Here is a 21394-nt window from a genome sequence, read left to right as displayed (position 1 = left end):
ATTGATCACAATGTTGGAAGCAGGAACGAAAGCACCTGACTTTACATTACAAGAGACAAATGGAATGGAAGTATCTCTATCTGATTTTAAGGGAAAAAATGTTGTCCTGTATTTTTATCCGAAAGACATGACTCCAGGGTGCACAACGGAAGCGTGTGATTTCCGTGATCAAAACAGCCGTTTTGAAAAACTCAATACCGTCGTTCTCGGAATCAGCCCTGATCCAATCGAAAAACACCAAAAATTTGCCGAAAAGCATATGCTGCCCTTCACACTTTTATCTGATCCTGATCATCAAATTGCCGAAACGTACGGAAGCTGGCAACTGAAGAACATGTTTGGGAAAAAAGCAATGGGGATTGTTCGTTCCACCTTTGTTATTGATAAAGAAGGGACCATCAGTAGAGTCTGGCCGAAGGTAAAAGTTGCGGGACATGTTGAAGAAGTGTATCAGTACATTAAAGAACAGCTCATATAATGAAGTAAAGTAATTCTCAAACAGAATACTTAAATGAAAAAATCAGGTGTTTCAAGATCCTGATTTTTTTGCTTAATATCGGCTGAATGGCGTGCGGTCATCAAAGCAGGTCATTCGAGCACTTTCAAACACCATTTAATCGGTAAATGTTCTTCCGTAATCTAGAAGCGGATCTCATTGCCCGCTTAATTTTTTCGATTAGATGCATGTAACAGAGTGAATGTGGCAAAATATAAGGTGAATGCTCTCTAGACTTTAGCAAGTACTGAACATTGACAGGACAAGCTTTAACCATGTAAACTAAAAATATAATTATAACCATTGTAATCTGATAATTGATTTTAATAATCACTATCTTTGAAAGTGAGGTGCATGACGATGAGCGATAATATGTTAAAAGTAGATCACGCGATTGAGATGCTAAAGAGCTCTGGTGTACGCATTACACCGCAGCGTCATGCGATTCTTGAATATCTAGTCTTTTCAGATTCACATCCTACAGCGGATGAAATCTATAAAGCGCTTGAACACAAATTTCCTAATATGAGTGTTGCGACTGTATATAATAATTTACGCGTATTTAAAAAAACCGGCTTAGTCAAAGAACTTACCTATGGCGATGCTTCCAGCCGCTTCGATTTTTCAACCAAGCGCCACTATCATGTGATCTGCAGTAAATGCGGGAAAATCGTCGATTTCTTTTACCCGGCACTTGATGAAGTAGAAGCACTGGCTGCACAGGTTACCGGATTCAAAGTGGACCATCATCGTCTTGAAATTTACGGCGTTTGTCCGGAGTGTCAAGCTAAAGAATCAGCTACTCCTTCAAAGCCACAGCAAGAATCAAGCATTAGCTGATTCAATCATTAAAAAAATATGTCTAAAAAAACCAGAAGCGAGCCGTTTTGTGTTGACGGATTCGCTTCTGGTTTTTTTTGCAAGTAAAGAAAGTATAAGAATTTGCCCCGTATTTAAACGAATAAACCAGTGTCTTGGCCGAGAATCAAAGCAGAGGTGCGAGACGCCTGCGGGATCAGCGTGCCAGCGAGACCCCGCAGATTTCTGCTTGTCTGAGGAGGCTCGCGGTGCGCCCGCGGTTGCGCTCAGTTGATGCGAGCAACCGAAGCGATGATTCAACACTGTAAAGACACAAACCAATCACACATGGCTGGAGATTAAAGACCGGGCGCTTTTTGCCCGGTTTTTCTTAACAGCTAAAAAAAGTTTATCGTTTTGTCTTGCTGATATCACGATAAGGTCATAAGATGCTGAATTCCAATCCGCACTTATCGGTTGAGCGATCAGGGTAAGCGCCCGATCTGATAAATAGGCGGAAAAATTACCCTTATTAAGAAAATGAACGAAAAAATAGCTTAAATAGACGGAGAAATTCCCCTTATCGAATCGAAAAACGTGAGAGTGGTAGGGTTTTACTTTGCATAACCGGAAAAATTACCCTTATTTACCGGCGAAGCACGTGCCATGATGCATATAACCGGAAAATTTCCGCTTATTTACTCGCTTGATTTAATGAAGCCAGAATGCTAGTGAAATAGAGGTGAGTGTAAGAACCGGGCTTGCCCGGTTTTTCTTACAAGGAAAGAAAGTATATGATTTTCGCCAAAGCCAAAGGTTGTGAGCCAAACGCGCAGGTGCGAGACTCCTGCGGGAGTGCAGGCCAGGGGAGACCCCGCAGGTATTAGTTTGCTTGAGGAGGCTCCCGGACTGCCCGCGGTCGCGCTCAGTTGATGCGAGCAACCGGAGCGTAATCAAAATCCGGCATGATTTAAGGACCGGGCGCTTTTTGCCCGGTTTTTCTTATAGCTGCTGGAGAGTTTATGATCTAAATAAAACCTCTAATTAGTTTTAAATCTAACTTATGATTCAGTTAGGAGAATTTTAGGGAAGACTTGAATTATAAAAAGTATGTTGAGAAAACAAAATGTACTGCGGAAGATAAGACAATTGAAAGCAGCGGCCGCACCAAATCTTTTCATGGTTCATCATAGTTCAAAAAGCTTCAGTATATGTGAAAGGGCAAGTTAAAGATGAAGCATCTTTTTGAAGGTTTGAAGTTATTTAGCCATTATGTTGAATTAAGTATTGACGATTGTCTCCATCCATGATAAATTAGTTTACGTTGTCTTTTGCGACATTGTGTCATATTATGTCAGGTTGCTTATGATGAATTCATTATCATATGAATTGGCTATTGACATAAGATCATGTTGCATGTTAAGATACATCTTGTCTTTTTAAAGAAAACTTAATTATTACACTCAGCAAAGTAAAGATTCGCTGAAACATTTTTAAAAAAAAGTTGTTGACATGACTTAGTAAAAATGTTATAATAATTGAGTTGCTGTTTGAAATGTTCCTTGAAAATTAAACAAAAGCCAAGCGTGATATAAGGGTTTTAAACCCCATAATCAATTCAATTTTGCTATGGATCTTATGAACGAAAAAGTAAGGACGGATCTAGTATCCGACATCAAGTAACACTTTTTGGAGAGTTTGATCCTGGCTCAGGACGAACGCTGGCGGCGTGCCTAATACATGCAAGTCGAGCGCATAGAAGGGAGCTTGCTCCCGGAAGTGAGCGGCGGATGGGTGAGTAACACGTGGGTAACCTGCCTGTCAGACTGGGATAACTGTGGGAAACCGCAGCTAATACCGGATAATCCCCTGCACCGCATGGTGCAGGGCTGAAAGATGGTTTCGGCCATCACTGACAGATGGGCCCGCGGTGCATTAGTTAGTTGGCGGGGTAACGGCCCACCAAGACAGCGATGCATAGCCGACCTGAGAGGGTGATCGGCCACATTGGGACTGAGACACGGCCCAAACTCCTACGGGAGGCAGCAGTAGGGAATCTTCCACAATGGACGAAAGTCTGATGGAGCAACGCCGCGTGAGCGAAGAAGGTTTTCGGATCGTAAAGCTCTGTTGCCGGAGAAGAACGTGCGGGAGAGGAAATGCTCTTGCAGTGACGGTATCCGGCCAGAAAGCCACGGCTAACTACGTGCCAGCAGCCGCGGTAATACGTAGGTGGCAAGCGTTGTCCGGAATTATTGGGCGTAAAGCGCGCGCAGGCGGCTTCTTAAGTCTGATGTGAAATCTTGCGGCTCAACCGCAAACGGTCATTGGAAACTGGGAAGCTTGAGTACAGAAGAGGAGAGTAGAATTCCACGTGTAGCGGTGAAATGCGTAGATATGTGGAGGAATACCAGTGGCGAAGGCGGCTCTCTGGTCTGTAACTGACGCTGAGGCGCGAAAGCGTGGGGAGCAAACAGGATTAGATACCCTGGTAGTCCACGCCGTAAACGATGAATGCTAGGTGTTAGGGGGTCCAACCCTTAGTGCTGAAGTTAACACATTAAGCATTCCGCCTGGGGAGTACGACCGCAAGGTTGAAACTCAAAGGAATTGACGGGGGCCCGCACAAGCAGTGGAGCATGTGGTTTAATTCGAAGCAACGCGAAGAACCTTACCAGGTCTTGACATCCTCTGACAAGTCTAGAGATAGGCCGTTCCCCTTCGGGGGACAGAGTGACAGGTGGTGCATGGTTGTCGTCAGCTCGTGTCGTGAGATGTTGGGTTAAGTCCCGCAACGAGCGCAACCCTTGATCTTAGTTGCCAGCATTCAGTTGGGCACTCTAAGGTGACTGCCGGTGACAAACCGGAGGAAGGTGGGGATGACGTCAAATCATCATGCCCCTTATGATCTGGGCTACACACGTGCTACAATGGGTGGTACAAAGGGCAGCGAAACCGCGAGGTCGAGCTAATCCCATAAAGCCACCCCCAGTTCGGATTGCAGGCTGCAACTCGCCTGCATGAAGCCGGAATTGCTAGTAATCGCGGATCAGCATGCCGCGGTGAATCCGTTCCCGGGCCTTGTACACACCGCCCGTCACACCACGAGAGTTTGTAACACCCGAAGTCGGTGCGAGAACCTTTATGGACTCAGCCGCCGAAGGTGGGACAAATGATTGGGGTGAAGTCGTAACAAGGTAGCCGTATCGGAAGGTGCGGCTGGATCACCTCCTTTCTAAGGAAACGATCAATAGCGAAGCGCTTGGACTTTTGTTTGATTTTGAGGGATACATTCCTTCAGCATATTTTGGTGGGGGCCTATAGCTCAGCTGGTTAGAGCGCACGCCTGATAAGCGTGAGGTCGGTGGTTCGAGTCCACTTAGGCCCACCATTTATTGTGGGGCCTTAGCTCAGCTGGGAGAGCGCCTGCTTTGCACGCAGGAGGTCAGCGGTTCGATCCCGCTAGGCTCCACCATTATTATGTCAATTACGGCATTATGAACCTTGAAAACTGGATAACGAAAGCAACGAAAGAAAGTCAAGAAACATCCAAGACGATTGATGGATTATTCGTGATCTGTTGATCGTATGTGTGACGAATGAGGAGTAAGATTTTCATCGTCAGTGGTTAAGTTTTAAAGAGCGCACGGTGGATGCCTTGGCACTGGGAGCCGATGAAGGACGGAACGAACGCCGATACGCTTCGGGGAGCTGTAAGTAAGCTTTGATCCGAAGATTTCCGAATGGGGGAACCCCCTATCTTGAACAGATAGGATGCTCTGCTGAATCCATAGGCAGAGTAAGGCAGACCCGGGGAACTGAAACATCTCAGTACCCGGAGGAAGAGAAAGCAAATGCGATTTCCTGAGTAGTGGCGAGCGAAAGGGAAACAGCCCAAACCAAAGAGCTTGCTCTTTGGGGTTGTAGGACACTCCACATGGAGTCAGAAATGCACGTTTCAGGCGAACGACCTGGAAGGGTCGGCCAAAGAAGGCAAACGCCCTGTAGCCGACGGAACGTGCACTCCGGAGTGGATCCTGAGTACGGCGGGACACGAGAAACCCCGTCGGAATCCGGGAGGACCGTCTCCCAAGGCTAAATACTCCCCAGTGACCGATAGTGAACCAGTACCGTGAGGGAAAGGTGAAAAGCACCCCGGAAGGGGAGTGAAAGAGATCCTGAAACCGTGTGCTTACAAGTAGTTGGAGCCCCCTTCGGGGGGTGACAGCGTACCTTTTGTAGAATGGACCGGCGAGTGACGATTCTAAGCAAGGTTAAGCTGAAGAGGCGGAGCCGCAGCGAAAGCGAGTCTGAATAGGGCGTTTTAGTTTAGGGTTGTCGACCCGAAACCGTGTGATCTACCCATGTCCAGGGTGAAGTTCAGGTAACACTGAATGGAGGCCCGAACCCACGCATGTTGAAAAATGCGGGGATGAGGTGTGGGTAGGGGTGAAATGCCAATCGAACACGGAGATAGCTGGTTCTCCCCGAAATAGCTTTAGGGCTAGCCTCGGATGAGTGAGACTTGGAGGTAGAGCACTGATTGAATAAGGGGTCCCCACAGGATTACCGAGTTCAGTCAAACTCCGAATGCCAAGCCCTTACGTCCGGGAGTCAGACGGCGAGTGATAAGATCCGTCGTCGAAAGGGAAACAGCCCAGACCGCCGACTAAGGTCCCTAAGTTTGTGCTAAGTGGGAAAGGATGTGACGTTGCCCAGACAACCAGGATGTTGGCTCAGAAGCAGCCACCATTTAAAGAGTGCGTAATAGCTCACTGGTCGAGTGGCGTCGCGCCGAAAATGTAACGGGGCTAAGCACAGCACCGAAGTCGCGGATGACCGTAAGGTCATGGTAGGGGAGCGTTCCAAGGGCATTGAAGATGTGCCGTGAGGCATGTTGGAGCGTTTGGAAGTGAGAATGCCGGTATGAGTAACGAAAAGAGAAGTGAGAATCTTCTCCGTCGAAAGCCTAAGGGTTCCTGAGGAAGGTTCGTCCGCTCAGGGTTAGTCGGGGCCTAAGCCGAGGCCGAAAGGCGTAGGCGATGGACAACAGGTTGATATTCCTGTACCAGCGTTTCACGTTTGAGTGATGGGGGGACGCAGGAAGGTAAGGCGAGCGCACGGATGGAAGTGTGCGTTCAAGCCGCGAGGCCGGCAGCGAGGCAAATCCCGCTGCTATCCGCCAAACGGTGATGAGGAGGGAACTTAAGTACCGAAGCGCCTGATCCTACACTGCCAAGAAAAGCCTCTAGCGAGTGAAACGGTGCCCGTACCCAAACCGACACAGGTGGGCAAGAAGAGAATTCTAAGACGCTCGGGAGAACTCTCGTTAAGGAACTCGGCAAAATCACCCCGTAACTTCGGGAGAAGGGGTGCTCGTCGGACCTACGGGTCCGATGAGCCGCAGTGAAAAGATCCAAGCGACTGTTTACCAAAAACACAGGTTTCTGCTAAACCGTAAGGTGATGTATAGGGGCTGACACCTGCCCGGTGCTGGAAGGTTAAAAGGAGAGGTTATCCTTCGGGAGAAGCTTTGAATTGAAGCCCCAGTAAACGGCGGCCGTAACTATAACGGTCCTAAGGTAGCGAAATTCCTTGTCGGGTAAGTTCCGACCCGCACGAAAGGTGTAACGATTTGGATACTGTCTCAACGAGAGACCCGGTGAAATTATAGTACCTGTGAAGATGCAGGTTACCCGCGACAGGACGGAAAGACCCCATGGAGCTTTACTGCAGCTTGATATTGGATGTGGGTATCGTTTGTACAGGATAGGCAGGAGCCTTGGAAACCGGACCGCTAGGTTCGGTGGAGGCATCGGTGGGATACTGCCCTGACGATATCGACATTCTAACCCTGAACCGTGATCCGGTTCGGAGACAGTGTCAGGCGGGCAGTTTGACTGGGGCGGTCGCCTCCTAAAAGGTAACGGAGGCGCCCAAAGGTTCCCTCAGAATGGTTGGAAATCATTCGCAGAGTGTAAAGGCACAAGGGAGCTTGACTGCGAGACCTACAAGTCGAGCAGGGACGAAAGTCGGGCTTAGTGATCCGGTGGCACCGCATGGAAGGGCCATCGCTCAACGGATAAAAGCTACCCTGGGGATAACAGGCTTATCTCCCCCAAGAGTTCACATCGACGGGGAGGTTTGGCACCTCGATGTCGGCTCATCGCATCCTGGGGCTGAAGTAGGTCCCAAGGGTTGGGCTGTTCGCCCATTAAAGCGGTACGCGAGCTGGGTTCAGAACGTCGTGAGACAGTTCGGTCCCTATCCGTCGCGGGCGTAGGAAATTTGAGAAGAGCTGTCCTTAGTACGAGAGGACCGGGATGGACACACCGCTGGTGTACCAGTTGTTCCGCCAGGAGCATACGCTGGGTAGCTATGTGTGGACGGGATAAGTGCTGAAAGCATCTAAGCATGAAGCCCCCTTCAAGATGAGATTTCCCATGATTTTAAATCAGTAAGACCCCTTAGAGATGATGAGGTTGATAGGTCTGAAGTGGAAGCACCGTGAGGTGTGCAGCGGACAGATACTAATCGGTCGAGGGCTTAACCCAGAATACCTTGGATTCACTTGTTTTGTTTCGATTGCTTTCGTTACCGGTTTTGAAGGCTCATGCGAGCCGGAAGTCTGGCGGTCATAGCGAAGAGGTCACACCCGTTCCCATCCCGAACACGGTCGTTAAGCTCTTCTGTGCCGATGGTAATTGGGGGCTGTCCCCCTGTGAGAGTAGGTCACTGCCAGGCAATATATAATATTGATTGTGCTTCACGACATTTGTCGGTAGATCACTCCATAGTGTTTGTATCGTGGTGGAGCTAGATGATCTGAATGATAAGTTGTTGTGAAGCCTTTTTTGGAGAGCTGTCCGAGTGGCCGAAGGAGCACGATTGGAAATCGTGTAGACGGTTATTGAGCCGTCTCGAGGGTTCGAATCCCTCGCTCTCCGCTAAGGCACTGTCATAAGTGCATCATAGAAACCTCGAAAACGTTGATAAACAAGCGTTTTCGAGGTTTTTTGTTTTTTATAAACATTTAATGATAAGAAGGATAATTTAAAATCAATGGGTTCATAGAACTTACCATTTGATCAGTGTTTAGTAAGAATTCTCGCATAAATGGTTACATCTGCTTTTGTGTTTTTTTTATATTAACTAAAACTTGAAAGTTAAAAAAGCGCACCCATCCCTTGCCTGCTCTATGATTACTATGAATAATTTAGGTCAGGCCGCCGCTTTTGTCAGCTGTTTCTGGTAGCTGGTAGGTAGCTTCTCTAGAAAATTTTCGATGATGTGATGGACTGCTTGCTCAGAAAGAACATACTCGTCTTTGAAAACTTCTTGAAATAAGTCGATCAACTGCTGAAGCGTTTCGACGAAGGTCACATCCGAAAGCTCATCGACCATCAAATAAAACAACTCACCCAAAGTGCGATCGTCCACCTGTTCACGGTGCTGAACCGCAAGAAGGGAATAACTGATAGCGACCAGGGCGGTGTGCGCAAAAATCCCGTCATAAGACAAACCCTGGTATTTAGCGAGTCGAAGATAGTGCTTGCACATCTTGAAGTACACTTCAATGGACCAGCGTTTTCCATAAAGCTGGATGATTTCATCTTCAGAAAGTTGGATATCGGTTGACGCTAAGACCAGATACTCTTTGCGTTTACGACGGTTGCGGACGTATACGAGTTTCAGGGGTAAGACCTCTCCCTCAACAACCGCTTCTACAACGGTAGAAAGTAGGTAGCGTGAGCGTCCACGACGTTTTTTCTGAGCGTTGAAGATCGCTTTCACGTCCATCATTTGACCATTGAACCGGTAATAAACCTTTTTCGACCGTTTCACCATAGCGACGGTATGAAGGCCAAGTTGACGCAGCTGCTGAAACATTTTAGGACTAGAGAACCAAGAATCAAACAAAACATAGGATGCTCGGACGCCATGCCTCAGGGCAGAAGAAAGCAGTTCTCGAACCACATCAGGCGCTTTACGCTGGGCCTGAAGCTTCCGCTTTCCAGAATGGGTGCGAGCATCAGCTTTTGTACCGCATACCTGATTCTGACCCGAAAGCAAGGAAAAGGTGACCGGCAAAAAAGTGTTGCCGTCACTCCAGCCTAGTTGAAGAAACCGAAAGCCGCGCACATGCCGATGGTTGGCGTGGTCGAATTGAAACGCCGCCAGCTCCACGCGTTTCGCATGGGCGCGTTCATACATGGAATCATCCACAATGAACACAGGCTTCCGTGCCGAATCCGTCAAGGGTTTAATGAACTGAATGATCCGGCAACAGAGCAGAATCAGAAACTTTTGCCAGTTAATCTTGCCGTTGTTGAGCAGGTTGCGAAAGGTCTTATCCGAGAAGTTCAGCTGATTTTGATGCTTCAAATAATCGCGATACGCTGACTTGTTTGAAAAGACCGTGCTAATGAGATAACAGAACAGTACCCGGAAGGGGACCCCCTTTGCCTTTGTGGCGTTTGAGGCTCTCGCAAGTTGACTCAAACGAAATCGTGTAAAAAATTCCTGGACTGAAGAAGAAATTCCAAGAGATGGATGGTCATTTCGTGATATACTTTTCATGGCATGAACACTCCTCGGTTAATTGGGATTCGACACTTCAATTATACCGAGTTATCGGTGTTCTTGCTTTTATTTTTGTGCTAATCCTTTACAGGATAAGCTGTGAAGCCCATTTTTGATGTTTCAAGTTTTAGTATATTAATTTTATTATATAAGGAGTTAAACAATTCTGAGACAGCTTTTATGATGCCATCTGATGATCCAGATGATTATGATGTTCACTTGCGCTTTTTCACACCAACAAGCGAAGTTCCGATTTGCGGCCATGCTACAATAGATGACGATAAAAATCAACATGCGAAAAAGTAGTTGACAATACATAGATCTGTTCAATCTGTGTATGGTTTTCTTTTTTACGGTTTTTATGCTTTTTAGTGAATATAGGTTCACCAATTGGCTATTTGTACCGATACTAATGGCATAGACTATTTGTCCTTAATGCAGTATTATGTAGACCAAGTTCATAATAAACTTAAGGTAGAGCGAAAAAGAATAGTTGACGCGTGATTTTTAGTGAAATGAATAATTAAAATAATGACGCCCGGTTGACTTGAATACATACGAATGTAATGTTTTGGTGACTGTGAAAGAAGGTTAGTAAATGGAAACGTCAAATCTGCATTTTTTCTCACTCTTATTTATGATTGTTTGCATAATCAGTGTGCTATTAGGTACTTATGTGATTTTGAAAAATGCGAAGGATCAATTAAATCGTATTTTCTTTACTGTTTGTATGTGTTTGTGCATCTGGTCATTTGGATTTTCAATTTCTGTGATTGCACCGAGCAGTACAATCTGTTTGTTTTGGAGAAGATTTTCAGCCATTGGCTGGGGCACTTTTTACGGAGCGCTTTTGCACTTTTGTTTTATATTGACAGGAAATCAACGGATTCTTAAAAAAGTGTGGATGTATCCGGCACTTTATCTGCCTGCTGCGCTTACGGTTTATGTATTTGGTCTTTCGGCCCCCATGGCCGCTGCGCAGTATCAATTTATTAAGCGTGACGGTCTATGGGTGAATCTCGCAGTAAACAATGGCTGGGACTTTTTTTTCTATAGCTATTTCACGGTATTTTTAGTAGCGGGTCTATTGATGCTTTGGAACTGGAGAAAACATGCAACAACAAAAGATGAACAGCATCAGGCAAAGGTTATTTTTGGGGGATATGTTGTCGTTAGTATATTGGGCACATTTACCGACTTGATCAATAATTCATTTGACTTTCTGCCTGTGCCACAAATGGCGCCAATCCTCTTCATGCTCTTCATTGCGTCCATCTGTTACTGTATCAGGAAATACAGATTGATGAGTAATCCAACCATAGATGAAGCAGAAATGATTCTTAATGAAGAAAATCGCACAAAAATGTATGATCTGTCGTCGATGGTTCTTGTACTGTGCGGAATCGTCTATTTTGTCTGTCAATTTTTACTTTCAAAAAATGAAAGCTTTGTCTCGAGTTTTGAAACAGGATTGTTACTTATTGGATTAGGTGTTTCCCTATTCATTTGTAATAGACGACATACGAATCGAAGTGATATGGAAGCAATTTACACCATTATCGCTTCTTTAATTATACCCATATTCATCATAAAATTAGCAGGAAACACGAGTTCTGTAATCTTTGCAATCCCATTTGTAACAATTATTGGCTCATTGGTGTTCAATCAGCGAATGATGCTTACAGCAATATCCTTATCTTCTTTTCTCACGCAGATCTATGTGTGGATTTCAGCCCAAAGTTTGCATCTTACGTTGAGAAGTGATGTCTATATAAGCAGACTTACAATCTTAGCCGCGGGCGTTATCTTTGCCTTTTATGTGAATCGAATTTATATTCTCAGATTGAAGCAGAATTCGGAGCAGATGCGTGTGCAAAAATTCGCATCAAAGATCTCAGCAAACTTTGTGACGGTAAGTCGTCTTAATGTCGAAGAAAAGATGGATAATATCCTTAAAGCGATCGGAGAATTCTTTGATATTGATCATGTCTCGCTCAACCTAAGTGTAGCAGAATATAATTTTATGGATCCGGAAAACAGCTCTTTTTGGAATAAGAAAAATCCAAATCAGATTGTTCATGGTTTCGCGACCTATTCACAAGAATGGGTAAAACAATTTGGAGAAAACAGCATCATTCACATTTCGAATCGTGAAAAGCTGCCTCGCGAGGCTGAGGTTATTCGGCAAGAACTTGAAAAGAAAGGAATTCAATCCGTACTGTCTGTTCCCATTACCGTTCATAACGTTGCGATTGGACATTTAAAGCTGGAATCGACAAAAACAGCGAACGATTGGAACATTAACTGGATGAGTCTGCTTGAAATTGTAGCAAACATTTTTGCGGATGCGCTGGTCAAAGTAACTGCAGAGAAAAGGATTCATTTTATGGCCTATTTTGATGAACTCACAGGTCTTCCTAAACGCTTGTTATTTGGCGAGCGTGTAAAACGAGCAATGAGCCATGCAGAATCAACGGGCAACAAGATTGCGATCGTTTTCTTAGATCTAGATTCATTTAAAGATGTGAATGACACACTAGGACATGAAGCCGGAGATCTGCTGATTAAGAAGGTAACCGGCCAATTATCGCATTGCATCAGCCCGGCGGATACCGTTTCGCGATTTGGCGGTGATGAATTTCTGATCATGCTTAATCACATTTCAGAACCTGAAGAGGCAATCCGCACTATTGATAAAATCATGAAATTGTTTCACACATCATTCATGCTTCGTGAACAAGAAGTATTTGTTACAGCCAGTGCAGGTGTTGCTCTATATCCCGATGATGGAGATGATACCGAAACATTGGTTAAAAGCGCTGATACGGCTATGTATGAGGCGAAGAGCAAGGGGAAGAACCAATATGCTCTATGTACCAAAGAGATGAAAGACAGGCTGCAGATGAGGCTGAGATTAATGAGCAGTCTCTTTCATGCACTCCCAAGAAATGAATTGAGCATTGTCTATCAGCCCCAGGTTTGTCTAAAAACGGAACAGGTCGTTGGTGTTGAGGCACTGCTCAGATGGAAACATACGGAACTCGGGAACATATCGCCTGGTGTCTTCATCGAGCTGGCGGAACAGACCGGTTTAATTAACCCAATAGGCGAGTGGGTATTAAAATCGGCGTGCACTCAGCTGAAAAAATGGCTTGATAAAGGTATACCCGCTGTTCGTGTCGCTGTCAATTTATCAGTTGTTCAGCTTCGCAACCCGCTGCTTGTCAACCAGGTAAAAAAAGTACTTGATGAGACAGGCATTGATCCTGAGCTTCTTGAACTTGAAATAACTGAAAGTGCAACAACAAAGGATTTCGAGTACATCGTGCGTGTGCTTAACGATTTAAAAGCACTTGGCGTGTCGCTGTCAATTGACGATTTTGGAACAAAGTACTCCTCATTAGGACGTTTAAAAAAATTGCCTGTTGATCGTCTGAAGATGGATATGCAATTTATTCAAGATATTGGTTATAGTGCCAAGGGAACCGGCATTACCAAAGCAATTATCAATTTAGCGAAGTACTTAGACCTTCAGTTGATTGCTGAAGGTGTTGAAAACCAAGTTCAACTTGAGTTTCTAAGAACATGGAGCTGCGATTTAGTTCAGGGCTATTATTATTATCGTCCGTTATCTTCCAGTGACCTTGAGAAGGTTATGAACAGTGATTCCCATTCAGGCAACAAACTGCTTTGAGAGTACTGAGAGGGGCGTAGAAGGGCATCCATTGTGGGTGGGCTCTTTTTATGCAGCAGCATGATGAGATAATCAAGAGAGGGGCAGCAGTGCAGCATGATAAAAATGTGCTGCCTATTTGTTGTTGTATTAATTGGCATATATCGGTTATACTGGAATAGTTGATTTTTAAAAATTAATTATAAAAACACTTGCAATTTGGTATGAATGATGGTAACATTTTAAAAGTCGGCGGCAAGATGTTACGACAATTGCTTTTCTGGCCCGTTCGTCAAGTGGTTAAGACACCACCCTTTCACGGTGGGTTCATGGGTTCGAATCCCGTACGGGTCATTGTTTTACTTGATTTTTTATGAGCCATGTATTAGAATGTAATGGTGTTTTTAATGGCTTGTTCAAAATTATATGGAGGATTAGCTCAGCTGGGAGAGCGTCTGCCTTACAAGCAGAGGGTCATAGGTTCGAGCCCTATATCCTCCACCATATCATCGCGGGGTGGAGCAGTCTGGTAGCTCGTCGGGCTCATAACCCGAAGGTCGTAGGTTCAAATCCTGCCCCCGCAATTGTGGATCCGTGGTGTAGGGGTTAACATGCCTGCCTGTCACGCAGGAGATCGGCGGTTCAAATCCGCTCGGATCCGCCATTTTATTTTGTTTTTTTACAACATAGGCTGTTCACTTAATATTGTCAGCATTTGTTTTTTACATAATGGCTCGGTAGCTCAGTCGGTAGAGCAGAGGACTGAAAATCCTCGTGTCGGTGGTTCGATTCCGCCTCGAGCCACCATTTGTTCGTGCCGATCTAGCTCAATTGGTAGAGCAACTGACTTGTAATCAGTAGGTTGGGGGTTCAAGTCCTCTGATCGGCACCATTATATTTTATACAATAGATGCCAATATCTATTCCTTATATTTTATTTATTATTGTGGAGGGATAGCGAAGAGGCTAAACGCGACGGACTGTAAATCCGTTCCCTACGGGTTCGAAGGTTCGAATCCTTCTCCCTCCATTTACATATTATAGGGGTATAGTTTAAAGGTAGAACAGAGGTCTCCAAAACCTCCAGTGTGGGTTCAATTCCTACTACCCCTGTTTTTAATCATTATGGCGGTTATGGTGAAGTGGTTAACACACCGGATTGTGGTTCCGGCACGCGTGGGTTCGATCCCCACTAATCGCCCCATAAATTTTGGCCCATGGCCAAGCGGTAAGGCAACGGCTTTTGGTGCCGTGATGCGCTGGTTCGAATCCAGCTGGGCCAATTTAATGCGGAAGTAGTTCAGTGATAGAACATCACCTTGCCATGGTGGGGGTCGCGGGTTTGAATCCCGTCTTCCGCTCCATTATTATGGCGGCATAGCCAAGCGGTAAGGCACGGGTCTGCAAAACCCTTATCCCCGGTTCGATTCCGGGTGTCGCCTCCATTTACTTACTTTTACTGCCATTATTTTTTATTGTGCCGGTGTGGCGGAATTGGCAGACGCGCATGACTCAAAATCATGTTCCTTCGGGAGTGTCGGTTCGACCCCGACCACCGGTATCAGTGTTTTTGACGAAAAAGGCATCTCAGAAATTTCTGAGATGCCTTTTTGTTTCATTGAGAAACCAACTAAACTTCTTGTAAAAAGATTTCCAACTGCTCATTCCTTTTACCCCTGCTTGACCCTTAATTTTCGAACTTCAAGCCTCCATAAAATTCACGAAATTTCAGTTTAATTATGCGCTATATTGGGGCAGAAAACTCAATTTTTACATTTAGATTAAACTTGTGAATAGACCTTTCAAAATAAATGAATCGTGCTAAACTAAGCATTTGTGAGGCCATTTTAAAGGAAAATATTCCAGTTTAGGTTGATCTCAAGTAAAGATAGAAATGCTTAAGGGATGAAAGGTGATTGTTGATATGGTGTCAACTACTAAGCGGCGGATTACATGGGTAGATATAGCAAAGGCGCTGGGAATCATAGCGGTTGTATTCGGGCACGCCATTGATTCTGAGCGCGATATACGTTCTTTTGATCTCGTTTATGATGCCATTTATTGGTGGCATATGCCGCTCTTTTTTATTATCGGAGGATTCTTTTTAAAACCGCTTTCTCATAATTGGGAAGCGGTTCGTCACTTTTGGTCACGTCGCTGCAAACCATTAGTTGTTTCCTACTTCCTAATGGGAAGCATTTTAATTATGCTTAGCCATTTTGTCCGTAATCAGGACTGGTCGTACACCGCTTTCTATTTTGTCCGCCTGGTTTACGGTGGAAGGACGCTTAATAATTATTTAAGCATTTTTTGGTTCATTAATGTCTATATTCTCACACTGATCGTGGTTATCGTTTTGATCACTTGGGTGCGTCCTGTGGTCTTACAATGGATCATCAGTCTGACTCTGTTTGCCATTGGAACAGTTCATCAGCAACCAGAGTTCCTAGGACACCCTTATTTCCCATGGGATGTCCAAGTCGTATTAATTACCACCACATATATGCTGGCCGGCTATTACGGGTTCAAATTGCTTCAGACTATGTCTCATAAATATATAACCCTTTTGGCCATTGGTATCTTTTATTTATTTCTTATTCACGATCAATTCACCAAGAAAATCAATTTCACATTATATCTGAAATCGGATAATCTAAATCATACGGGGCTGGCGTTGATTACACCGCTCATTTTATGCTTAGGGATTATACTCATCTCGCAAATACTGAGTGAACTTAAATATTTTCATTGGCTTGTTCTCTGGGGGCGTCATACGGTGCTGATTATGTTTTGGCATCGAGCACTGTTTGACTTGCCGGAAATCATGGGGCTCCCTGACCACTGGCTGTTAAAATGTCTGATGGGCTTATTAATCCCTATTATAGTCATGCTGGTATGGAAACAATTTACGAACTTTCTGATGCACCATCGCCCAAGACAGTATGCGAGCAGCTGATCCGGATCGAGTGAAAACATATCAACTACTGTAAAAAGTCAGTGCTTTGCATCAGTCAAAGCGCTGACTTTTTTGCTGCAACGAGTTCCGAAGTATCTCTAGTTTACGGGTTCTTCAGTATCGACTTTTTTGTATGATCAACACCTAGCAAATGCCATATTTTTAGAAAGTGTCCTTCTATTGCTGCGCCTTCAATCTGTGTTATAGTTGCGGTAATTAGTCCTTTTTTTAATTTGATTCAGTCGAAATGACGAAAACGTCGCACGATAAATGAAGCGAACAGGTGTGTAGTGTAATCATGATTCAACTAACAGAAAAAATAATTAAAGACTATTTTTCCCCGACCATCTATCAACGCGGCTATAACTATTACCTTGAAGGACGTGTGGAAAGCCTCTATTATGACTCGAACACCGATTCTTGGGAAGCGGAAATTGAAGGGACAGAGCAATATGTGGTCGATGTGTGCTTTGAAGGGCGATCGCTTATCTATGACTGCGACTGTCCGGCCGCTGAGCAATTTTCAACCCCTTGTAAGCATGTGGCGGCTGTTCTTCTGGAAATAAAAGAAGAGCAAGAAGAGGGGATGCGCGTATCGGGATATCATATGATCGCTCGTCTCAACAAGGATTTAACGGGCCAATTAATCGATACGTTTTCGCGCGTTCAACAGAAAGAATATGATCGGCAGCATGCTGATCGGAAACAGGTGATGCAAACTGAATGGACGATTGGCCTTCATTCATCATGGATCACCTTGCAGATGAAGACCGGCACCAAAAGACTGTATGTTGTCAAGAATATCAGGGACTTTATCACTGCCGTACTTAACCAAGATTCGTATACATTTACGAAAAAGTTTTCATATAGTCCCTCGGAGCATGGGTACACGCCTGAAGATCAGGCGGTTATTGATATGCTTGGTCAGCAGATGAGCTATAGAAATTACAGGATGATGCAGAACGCGTATACCGGAAGTTACTCGGGTGCCGATGACCGTCAATTCATTATTCCTCCAATGCTGTTTCCGAAGCTCCTGGACAAACTCCAATCCTGCTCCATTAATTTTGATAATGGCTTGTTAGGCGGGAATCAGATCACTGTACATGAAAATGAACGTCCATTTGAACTTCGTTTGGATGAGCGTTCGCAAGGCGATTATGAGGTGGACCTGTCCGATCTGGACGATGCTGAGTATCTCGATCAATATGGTTATCTTTTAAAAAATGGAGAATTATATCATCTTTCTTCCGATCAACAAGGGTTGGTTGGCGAACTCTTCTCGATTGTCAGCCGCTCCGGAATCACTACGCTGCCGATTAGAAAAGATCAGATTGAATCGTTTCTTTCTCACGCGGCACCCGGTTTGAAGAAAATCAGCGAACTGAAGATTGCGGATACGGTTTCAGAGCGCATCGCATGGCATTCGCTGCATGCGAAACTGCTGGTTGATCGTGAAGATGACCAATTGACTGTTCAGCTTGAATACCATTATGGACATGCGGTCGTGAAGCCCTTCGAACAAGATGAAGGCGCCGGGGCGGATGATCAGATCTTTATTCGCGATGCGGAAAAAGAACAAGTGATTATGGATATTATTGACTCCTCTTCGCTAAAAATCAGCGGGAATCAGCTGTATGCCGAGGGAGAGGAAGCCATCTACGATTTTCTATACGAGGACCTCCCGCAACTGGAAAATGTTGCGGAAATTCTTCTGACCAGTTCAGTCAGAACGCTTTTGATGCCAGACCAAAAGACCCCGTTTGCGAAAATTGATATGGATGACAGCGAAAATTGGCTCGATGTCCACTTCCAGCTTGATGGGATTGAAGAAGATGAGATTCAGAACATCCTTCAATCACTTGTTGAAAAGAAACGCTACTATCGTCTCCCGAACGGCACCTTTGTCCCATTAGAGGATGAGACGTTCGCGTCCGTCAAACAGATGCTGGACGAACTGAACATATCAAGGAAAGAGCTTCAGGATAATCAACTGAACGTGCCGATTTATCGCGGCGGGCAAATTGACTCAATCCTCGGTGACCAGCATGCATCCGTTGGCTTTGGCAAGGGATTTCGACGCTTTTTGAACCGACTGAAAAACCCGGAACTGATTGAATTTGATTTGCCCGATTCGCTCCATGCCGATCTCAGAGACTATCAATATTACGGCTATCAATGGTTGAAAACACTGGGAAATTACGGACTTGGCGGCATTTTGGCCGATGAGATGGGGCTGGGCAAGACAGTACAAAGTGTTGCGTTTCTTTTATCGGAAAAAGAAACGAAGTCCGATGTTCAACCGGTATTGATTGTTACGCCGGCATCATTGATTTACAACTGGAAAAATGAACTGACAAAATTCGCACCTGACCTAAATGCTGTCGTTGCATCAGGGACAGTGCTGGAACGGCAGGCCTTGCTTCAGCAAGAGCAGAAACCTGATATCTGGATCACTTCATACCAAACGCTGCGGCAGGACATTGACACTTATGAGAATGAAAAATTCAGTACGCTGATCCTTGACGAAGCGCAGACAATCAAAAATTTCAATACGAAGACAGCCCAAGCCGTTCGCAAAATTAAGGCAAGGAACCGCTTCGCATTGAGCGGAACACCGATTGAGAATTCGATTGATGAGCTTTGGTCGATTTTCCAGACGCTTCTACCCGGATTCTTCCCGAAGCTTTCAGAGTTTAAAAAGATGGATCAGGAAAAAATTGCACGAATGATCCGGCCATTCCTGCTTCGCCGCGTGAAGAAGGATGTTTTATCGGAGCTTCCTGACAAAATCGAAACCATTCAAAGCTCCGAACTGACAAAGGATCAGAAGGGGCTTTATCTGGCCTACCTTGAAAAAATTCAGAAGGAAACAAAGGATTCCCTTGAAAAGGAAGGATTTCAGAAGAGCCGAATCAAGATCCTTGCCGGACTCACTCGGCTGCGGCAAATTTGCTGCCATCCTGCCCTCTTTGTGGAAGACTATCATGGAGAATCCGGCAAGCTGGAGCAGCTCCTTGAAATGATCTCCGATTATCTTGAGAACGGCCGCAGAATTTTAATTTTTTCACAATTTACCAGCATGCTGGCCATTATCCGTACAGCTTTAGAGGAAAAAGGCTTGTCCTTTTTTTACCTAGACGGGCAGACCCCGGCAAAAGAACGCGTCAATATGGTGGAACAATTCAACCGAGGGGAGAACGCTGTATTCCTGCTCTCGCTCAAAGCGGGCAACACAGGACTGAATCTGACCGGCGCCGATACCGTGATTCTTTATGACTTGTGGTGGAACCCGGCGGTTGAGGATCAGGCAATCGGCAGAGCGCACCGTATCGGCCAGCGCAACGTCGTACAGGTTGTCCGTATGCTCACTCAAGGTACAATTGAAGAAAAAATACATGAACTGCAACAAAAGAAAAAGGATCTCATTGAAACGGTGGTAGAATCCGGTGATCAATCCCTGTCACGGATGTCCGAACAAGAAATTAAAGAGATTCTGAGTATCTGAGCAGGGTTAGAATACGTCTCAAAAATTTTGAAGGATGATGCTTGAAAATCGTTGTTATATCAATGATTTTCAAGCATTTTTTGATCCTGAAAATCATTCAATACGCATGCATGTGAAGATGGACGAAGCAGCAGCGAGCAGAAAAAAACGATACAGTCCAAAAAAGATTGGTACAATAACTGACCACTTTAAAACCGAACATACATTCCATGATATAATTATAGACAGGCAATAGATGATGCATATGAGCGGATGCGGTGACACCCTCAGAAAGGGGGTGGCGCCAATGACAGTATTTCAAGCGATGACACTTATGATTAGTTTTGGAGTGCTTATTTTGATGCTGTCAGACAGAAAGAAATAATCCGCCTCATATGCTCTTGCAGGAGCTGAGACGGATCGTTGTGAAAATACGCTATGTTGATGAAGCACAGCATCCGCTCTACGCGGATATTGCCATACCGTCAGTGCTCGCAGCACTGACGGATTTATTTTGCCTTAATCTACTATCATTATACACAGTTCGCCGGATTTAATGCAATGCACGTTTCTTCTCATCGCATCATGAAGCAAGTATATCAGTTGATCAGGACCTTGTTCAATTGGAGTAGAATGAAGCGGCAGCGAGCAGAATTAAACGGATACACTCCTAAAAAGATTGGCACAATAACTGACCGCTTGAAGAACCGAACGTACATTCTATGATATAATTACAAACAGGCAATAGATGATGCATATGAGCGGATGCGGTGACACCCTTGTGAAAGGGGGTGCAGCCAATGACAGTATTTGAAGCGATAACACTTATGATTAGTTTTGGAGTGCTTATCTTGATGCTGTCAGACAGAAAAAAATAATCCGCCTCATATGCTCTAGCCGGAGTTGAGACGGATTATCCCGTTGTGGTTGTGAAATTTCAGCATCGCTCCGCTCTACGCGGATATTGCTATTCCGTCAGTGTTCGAAGCACTGGCGGATTTATTTTACCTTGATCTACTATTATTATACACAGTTTGGAGAATTTAATGCAATCATTCGTTTGTTAGTTTGGAGAGTGATTAAAAGGCGCATCGCGCATTATTTAATAGATTTTCCAGTGCTGGCTTTAGGGTTGGAAAGGTGAATGTGAAACCTGCTTTGGTTAGCACCTGAGGGAGGACGTGCTGACCGTCAAGAATCATCGTGCTTTTTCGGTCAAGCGCGAGCTTTAGCACAACGGAAGGAACGGGAAGCCAATAGGGACGGTGAAGCACGGAAGATAACGGTGCAAGAAACTACTTAGAGATTATTGATGAAGAAAAAGCAAATAAGATTTATTCAAAAGAAAAATTTTGGCAAAAACTAGGTAGACATGCTAAAAAGGCAGGACTTAATGTTGTA

At 44.8% G+C, this 21394-nt stretch carries 10 protein-coding genes, 16 tRNA genes, 3 rRNA genes and 1 pseudogene; 28 read left to right on the top strand and 2 right to left on the bottom strand.

What is annotated here, in order from left to right; genetic code table 11:
• The first annotated feature begins 10 nt into the window (after positions 1-10).
• From bcp to AC1MBV_RS14130, 8 genes are all read left to right on the top strand, one after another.
• Entirely contained in the window at positions 11-478 is a 468-nt protein-coding gene (gene bcp / locus AC1MBV_RS14165; protein WP_255748836.1) for a thioredoxin-dependent thiol peroxidase, read from the top strand.
• Positions 479-856: 378 nt separating this feature from the next.
• Complete coding sequence (gene perR / locus AC1MBV_RS14160; protein WP_255748835.1) at positions 857-1336, top strand: peroxide-responsive transcriptional repressor PerR; 480 nt, start codon at positions 857-859, stop codon at positions 1334-1336.
• 1644 nt (positions 1337-2980) lie between these two features.
• A 16S ribosomal RNA gene (locus tag AC1MBV_RS14155) occupies positions 2981-4529 on the top strand.
• Positions 4530-4608: 79 nt separating this feature from the next.
• Positions 4609-4685, top strand: a tRNA-Ile gene (locus AC1MBV_RS14150).
• Between the two features lie 8 nt (positions 4686-4693).
• Positions 4694-4769 (top strand) — tRNA-Ala (locus AC1MBV_RS14145).
• A gap of 151 nt (positions 4770-4920) precedes the next feature.
• Positions 4921-7848: ribosomal RNA gene (locus AC1MBV_RS14140) — 23S ribosomal RNA — on the top strand.
• 73 nt (positions 7849-7921) lie between these two features.
• A 5S ribosomal RNA gene (gene rrf, locus AC1MBV_RS14135) occupies positions 7922-8038 on the top strand.
• The 16S, 23S and 5S rRNA genes sit together here with 3 tRNA genes alongside, the layout of an rRNA operon.
• A gap of 112 nt (positions 8039-8150) precedes the next feature.
• A tRNA-Ser gene (locus AC1MBV_RS14130) sits at positions 8151-8241 on the top strand.
• A gap of 274 nt (positions 8242-8515) precedes the next feature.
• On the opposite strand, the gene AC1MBV_RS14125 is transcribed toward AC1MBV_RS14130, so the two are convergent.
• Complete coding sequence (locus AC1MBV_RS14125) at positions 8516-9874, bottom strand: IS4 family transposase (RefSeq protein ID WP_255749780.1); 1359 nt, start codon at positions 9872-9874, stop codon at positions 8516-8518.
• 153 nt (positions 9875-10027) lie between these two features.
• On the opposite strand from AC1MBV_RS14125, the pseudogene AC1MBV_RS14120 reads away from it, so the two are divergent.
• From AC1MBV_RS14120 to AC1MBV_RS14025, 20 genes and pseudogenes are all read left to right on the top strand, one after another.
• A pseudogene (locus tag AC1MBV_RS14120) lies at positions 10028-10150 on the top strand (PhzF family phenazine biosynthesis protein); the annotation flags it as partial.
• A 325-nt stretch (positions 10151-10475) separates the two neighbouring features.
• Positions 10476-13571 (top strand): EAL domain-containing protein, encoded by a 3096-nt coding sequence (locus AC1MBV_RS14115; protein ID WP_480948558.1) that lies wholly within the window; start codon positions 10476-10478, stop codon positions 13569-13571.
• A 261-nt stretch (positions 13572-13832) separates the two neighbouring features.
• Positions 13833-13904: transfer RNA gene (locus tag AC1MBV_RS14110), tRNA-Glu, on the top strand.
• Positions 13905-13978: 74 nt separating this feature from the next.
• Positions 13979-14054, top strand: a tRNA-Val gene (locus tag AC1MBV_RS14105).
• A gap of 6 nt (positions 14055-14060) precedes the next feature.
• Positions 14061-14134, top strand: a tRNA-Met gene (locus AC1MBV_RS14100).
• Between the two features lie 4 nt (positions 14135-14138).
• A tRNA-Asp gene (locus tag AC1MBV_RS14095) sits at positions 14139-14214 on the top strand.
• A gap of 67 nt (positions 14215-14281) precedes the next feature.
• A tRNA-Phe gene (locus AC1MBV_RS14090) sits at positions 14282-14357 on the top strand.
• 9 nt (positions 14358-14366) lie between these two features.
• Positions 14367-14442 (top strand) — tRNA-Thr (locus tag AC1MBV_RS14085).
• A 56-nt stretch (positions 14443-14498) separates the two neighbouring features.
• A tRNA-Tyr gene (locus tag AC1MBV_RS14080) sits at positions 14499-14580 on the top strand.
• 12 nt (positions 14581-14592) lie between these two features.
• Positions 14593-14663 (top strand) — tRNA-Trp (locus tag AC1MBV_RS14075).
• A 15-nt stretch (positions 14664-14678) separates the two neighbouring features.
• A tRNA-His gene (locus AC1MBV_RS14070) sits at positions 14679-14754 on the top strand.
• Positions 14755-14761: 7 nt separating this feature from the next.
• Positions 14762-14833 (top strand) — tRNA-Gln (locus AC1MBV_RS14065).
• Positions 14834-14839: 6 nt separating this feature from the next.
• Positions 14840-14914: transfer RNA gene (locus tag AC1MBV_RS14060), tRNA-Gly, on the top strand.
• Between the two features lie 7 nt (positions 14915-14921).
• A tRNA-Cys gene (locus tag AC1MBV_RS14055) sits at positions 14922-14995 on the top strand.
• A 34-nt stretch (positions 14996-15029) separates the two neighbouring features.
• Positions 15030-15111 (top strand) — tRNA-Leu (locus AC1MBV_RS14050).
• A gap of 363 nt (positions 15112-15474) precedes the next feature.
• Positions 15475-16506, top strand: a complete 1032-nt coding sequence (locus AC1MBV_RS14045) for an acyltransferase family protein (protein ID WP_480948557.1) — start codon at positions 15475-15477, stop codon at positions 16504-16506.
• A gap of 298 nt (positions 16507-16804) precedes the next feature.
• Positions 16805-20014 carry a DEAD/DEAH box helicase gene (locus AC1MBV_RS14040; RefSeq protein ID WP_480948556.1) on the top strand — a complete coding sequence of 1070 codons (3210 nt, stop codon included), beginning with the start codon at positions 16805-16807 and terminating at the stop codon, positions 20012-20014.
• A 235-nt stretch (positions 20015-20249) separates the two neighbouring features.
• Complete coding sequence (locus tag AC1MBV_RS14035; RefSeq protein WP_480948555.1) at positions 20250-20378, top strand: putative holin-like toxin; 129 nt, start codon at positions 20250-20252, stop codon at positions 20376-20378.
• A gap of 10 nt (positions 20379-20388) precedes the next feature.
• A complete protein-coding gene (locus tag AC1MBV_RS14030; protein ID WP_480948554.1) occupies positions 20389-20550 on the top strand; it encodes a hypothetical protein in 162 nt (53 codons plus the stop codon).
• A 243-nt stretch (positions 20551-20793) separates the two neighbouring features.
• Entirely contained in the window at positions 20794-20871 is a 78-nt protein-coding gene (locus AC1MBV_RS14025; protein ID WP_370646141.1) for a putative holin-like toxin, read from the top strand.
• A 201-nt stretch (positions 20872-21072) separates the two neighbouring features.
• On the opposite strand, the gene AC1MBV_RS14020 is transcribed toward AC1MBV_RS14025, so the two are convergent.
• Positions 21073-21228, bottom strand: coding sequence for a DUF1731 domain-containing protein (locus AC1MBV_RS14020; protein WP_255749231.1), 156 nt, complete (start codon positions 21226-21228; stop codon positions 21073-21075).
• Between the last annotated feature and the right edge of the window lie 166 nt (positions 21229-21394).

The organism is Sporolactobacillus sp. PKPK-6, assembly GCF_056678885.1.
The sequence above is the reverse complement of the archived record's forward strand: the minus strand, read 5'-3'. Positions and strand labels throughout refer to the sequence as shown.

Bases quoted from the DNA above. Each gene is read 5' to 3' on its own strand.
- AC1MBV_RS14025 (WP_370646141.1), top strand. From the start codon at position 20,794: ATGACAGTATTTGAAGCGATAACACTTATGATTAGTTTTGGAGTGCTT.
- AC1MBV_RS14125 (WP_255749780.1), bottom strand. From the start codon at position 9,874: ATGAAAAGTATATCACGAAATGACCATCCATCTCTTGGAATTTCTTCT.
- AC1MBV_RS14035 (WP_480948555.1), top strand. From the start codon at position 20,250: ATGATGCATATGAGCGGATGCGGTGACACCCTCAGAAAGGGGGTGGCG.
- AC1MBV_RS14045 (WP_480948557.1), top strand. From the start codon at position 15,475: ATGGTGTCAACTACTAAGCGGCGGATTACATGGGTAGATATAGCAAAG.
- AC1MBV_RS14115 (WP_480948558.1), top strand. From the start codon at position 10,476: ATGGAAACGTCAAATCTGCATTTTTTCTCACTCTTATTTATGATTGTT.
- bcp (WP_255748836.1), top strand. From the start codon at position 11: ATGTTGGAAGCAGGAACGAAAGCACCTGACTTTACATTACAAGAGACA.
- AC1MBV_RS14040 (WP_480948556.1), top strand. From the start codon at position 16,805: ATGATTCAACTAACAGAAAAAATAATTAAAGACTATTTTTCCCCGACC.
- AC1MBV_RS14030 (WP_480948554.1), top strand. From the start codon at position 20,389: ATGCTCTTGCAGGAGCTGAGACGGATCGTTGTGAAAATACGCTATGTT.
- perR (WP_255748835.1), top strand. From the start codon at position 857: ATGAGCGATAATATGTTAAAAGTAGATCACGCGATTGAGATGCTAAAG.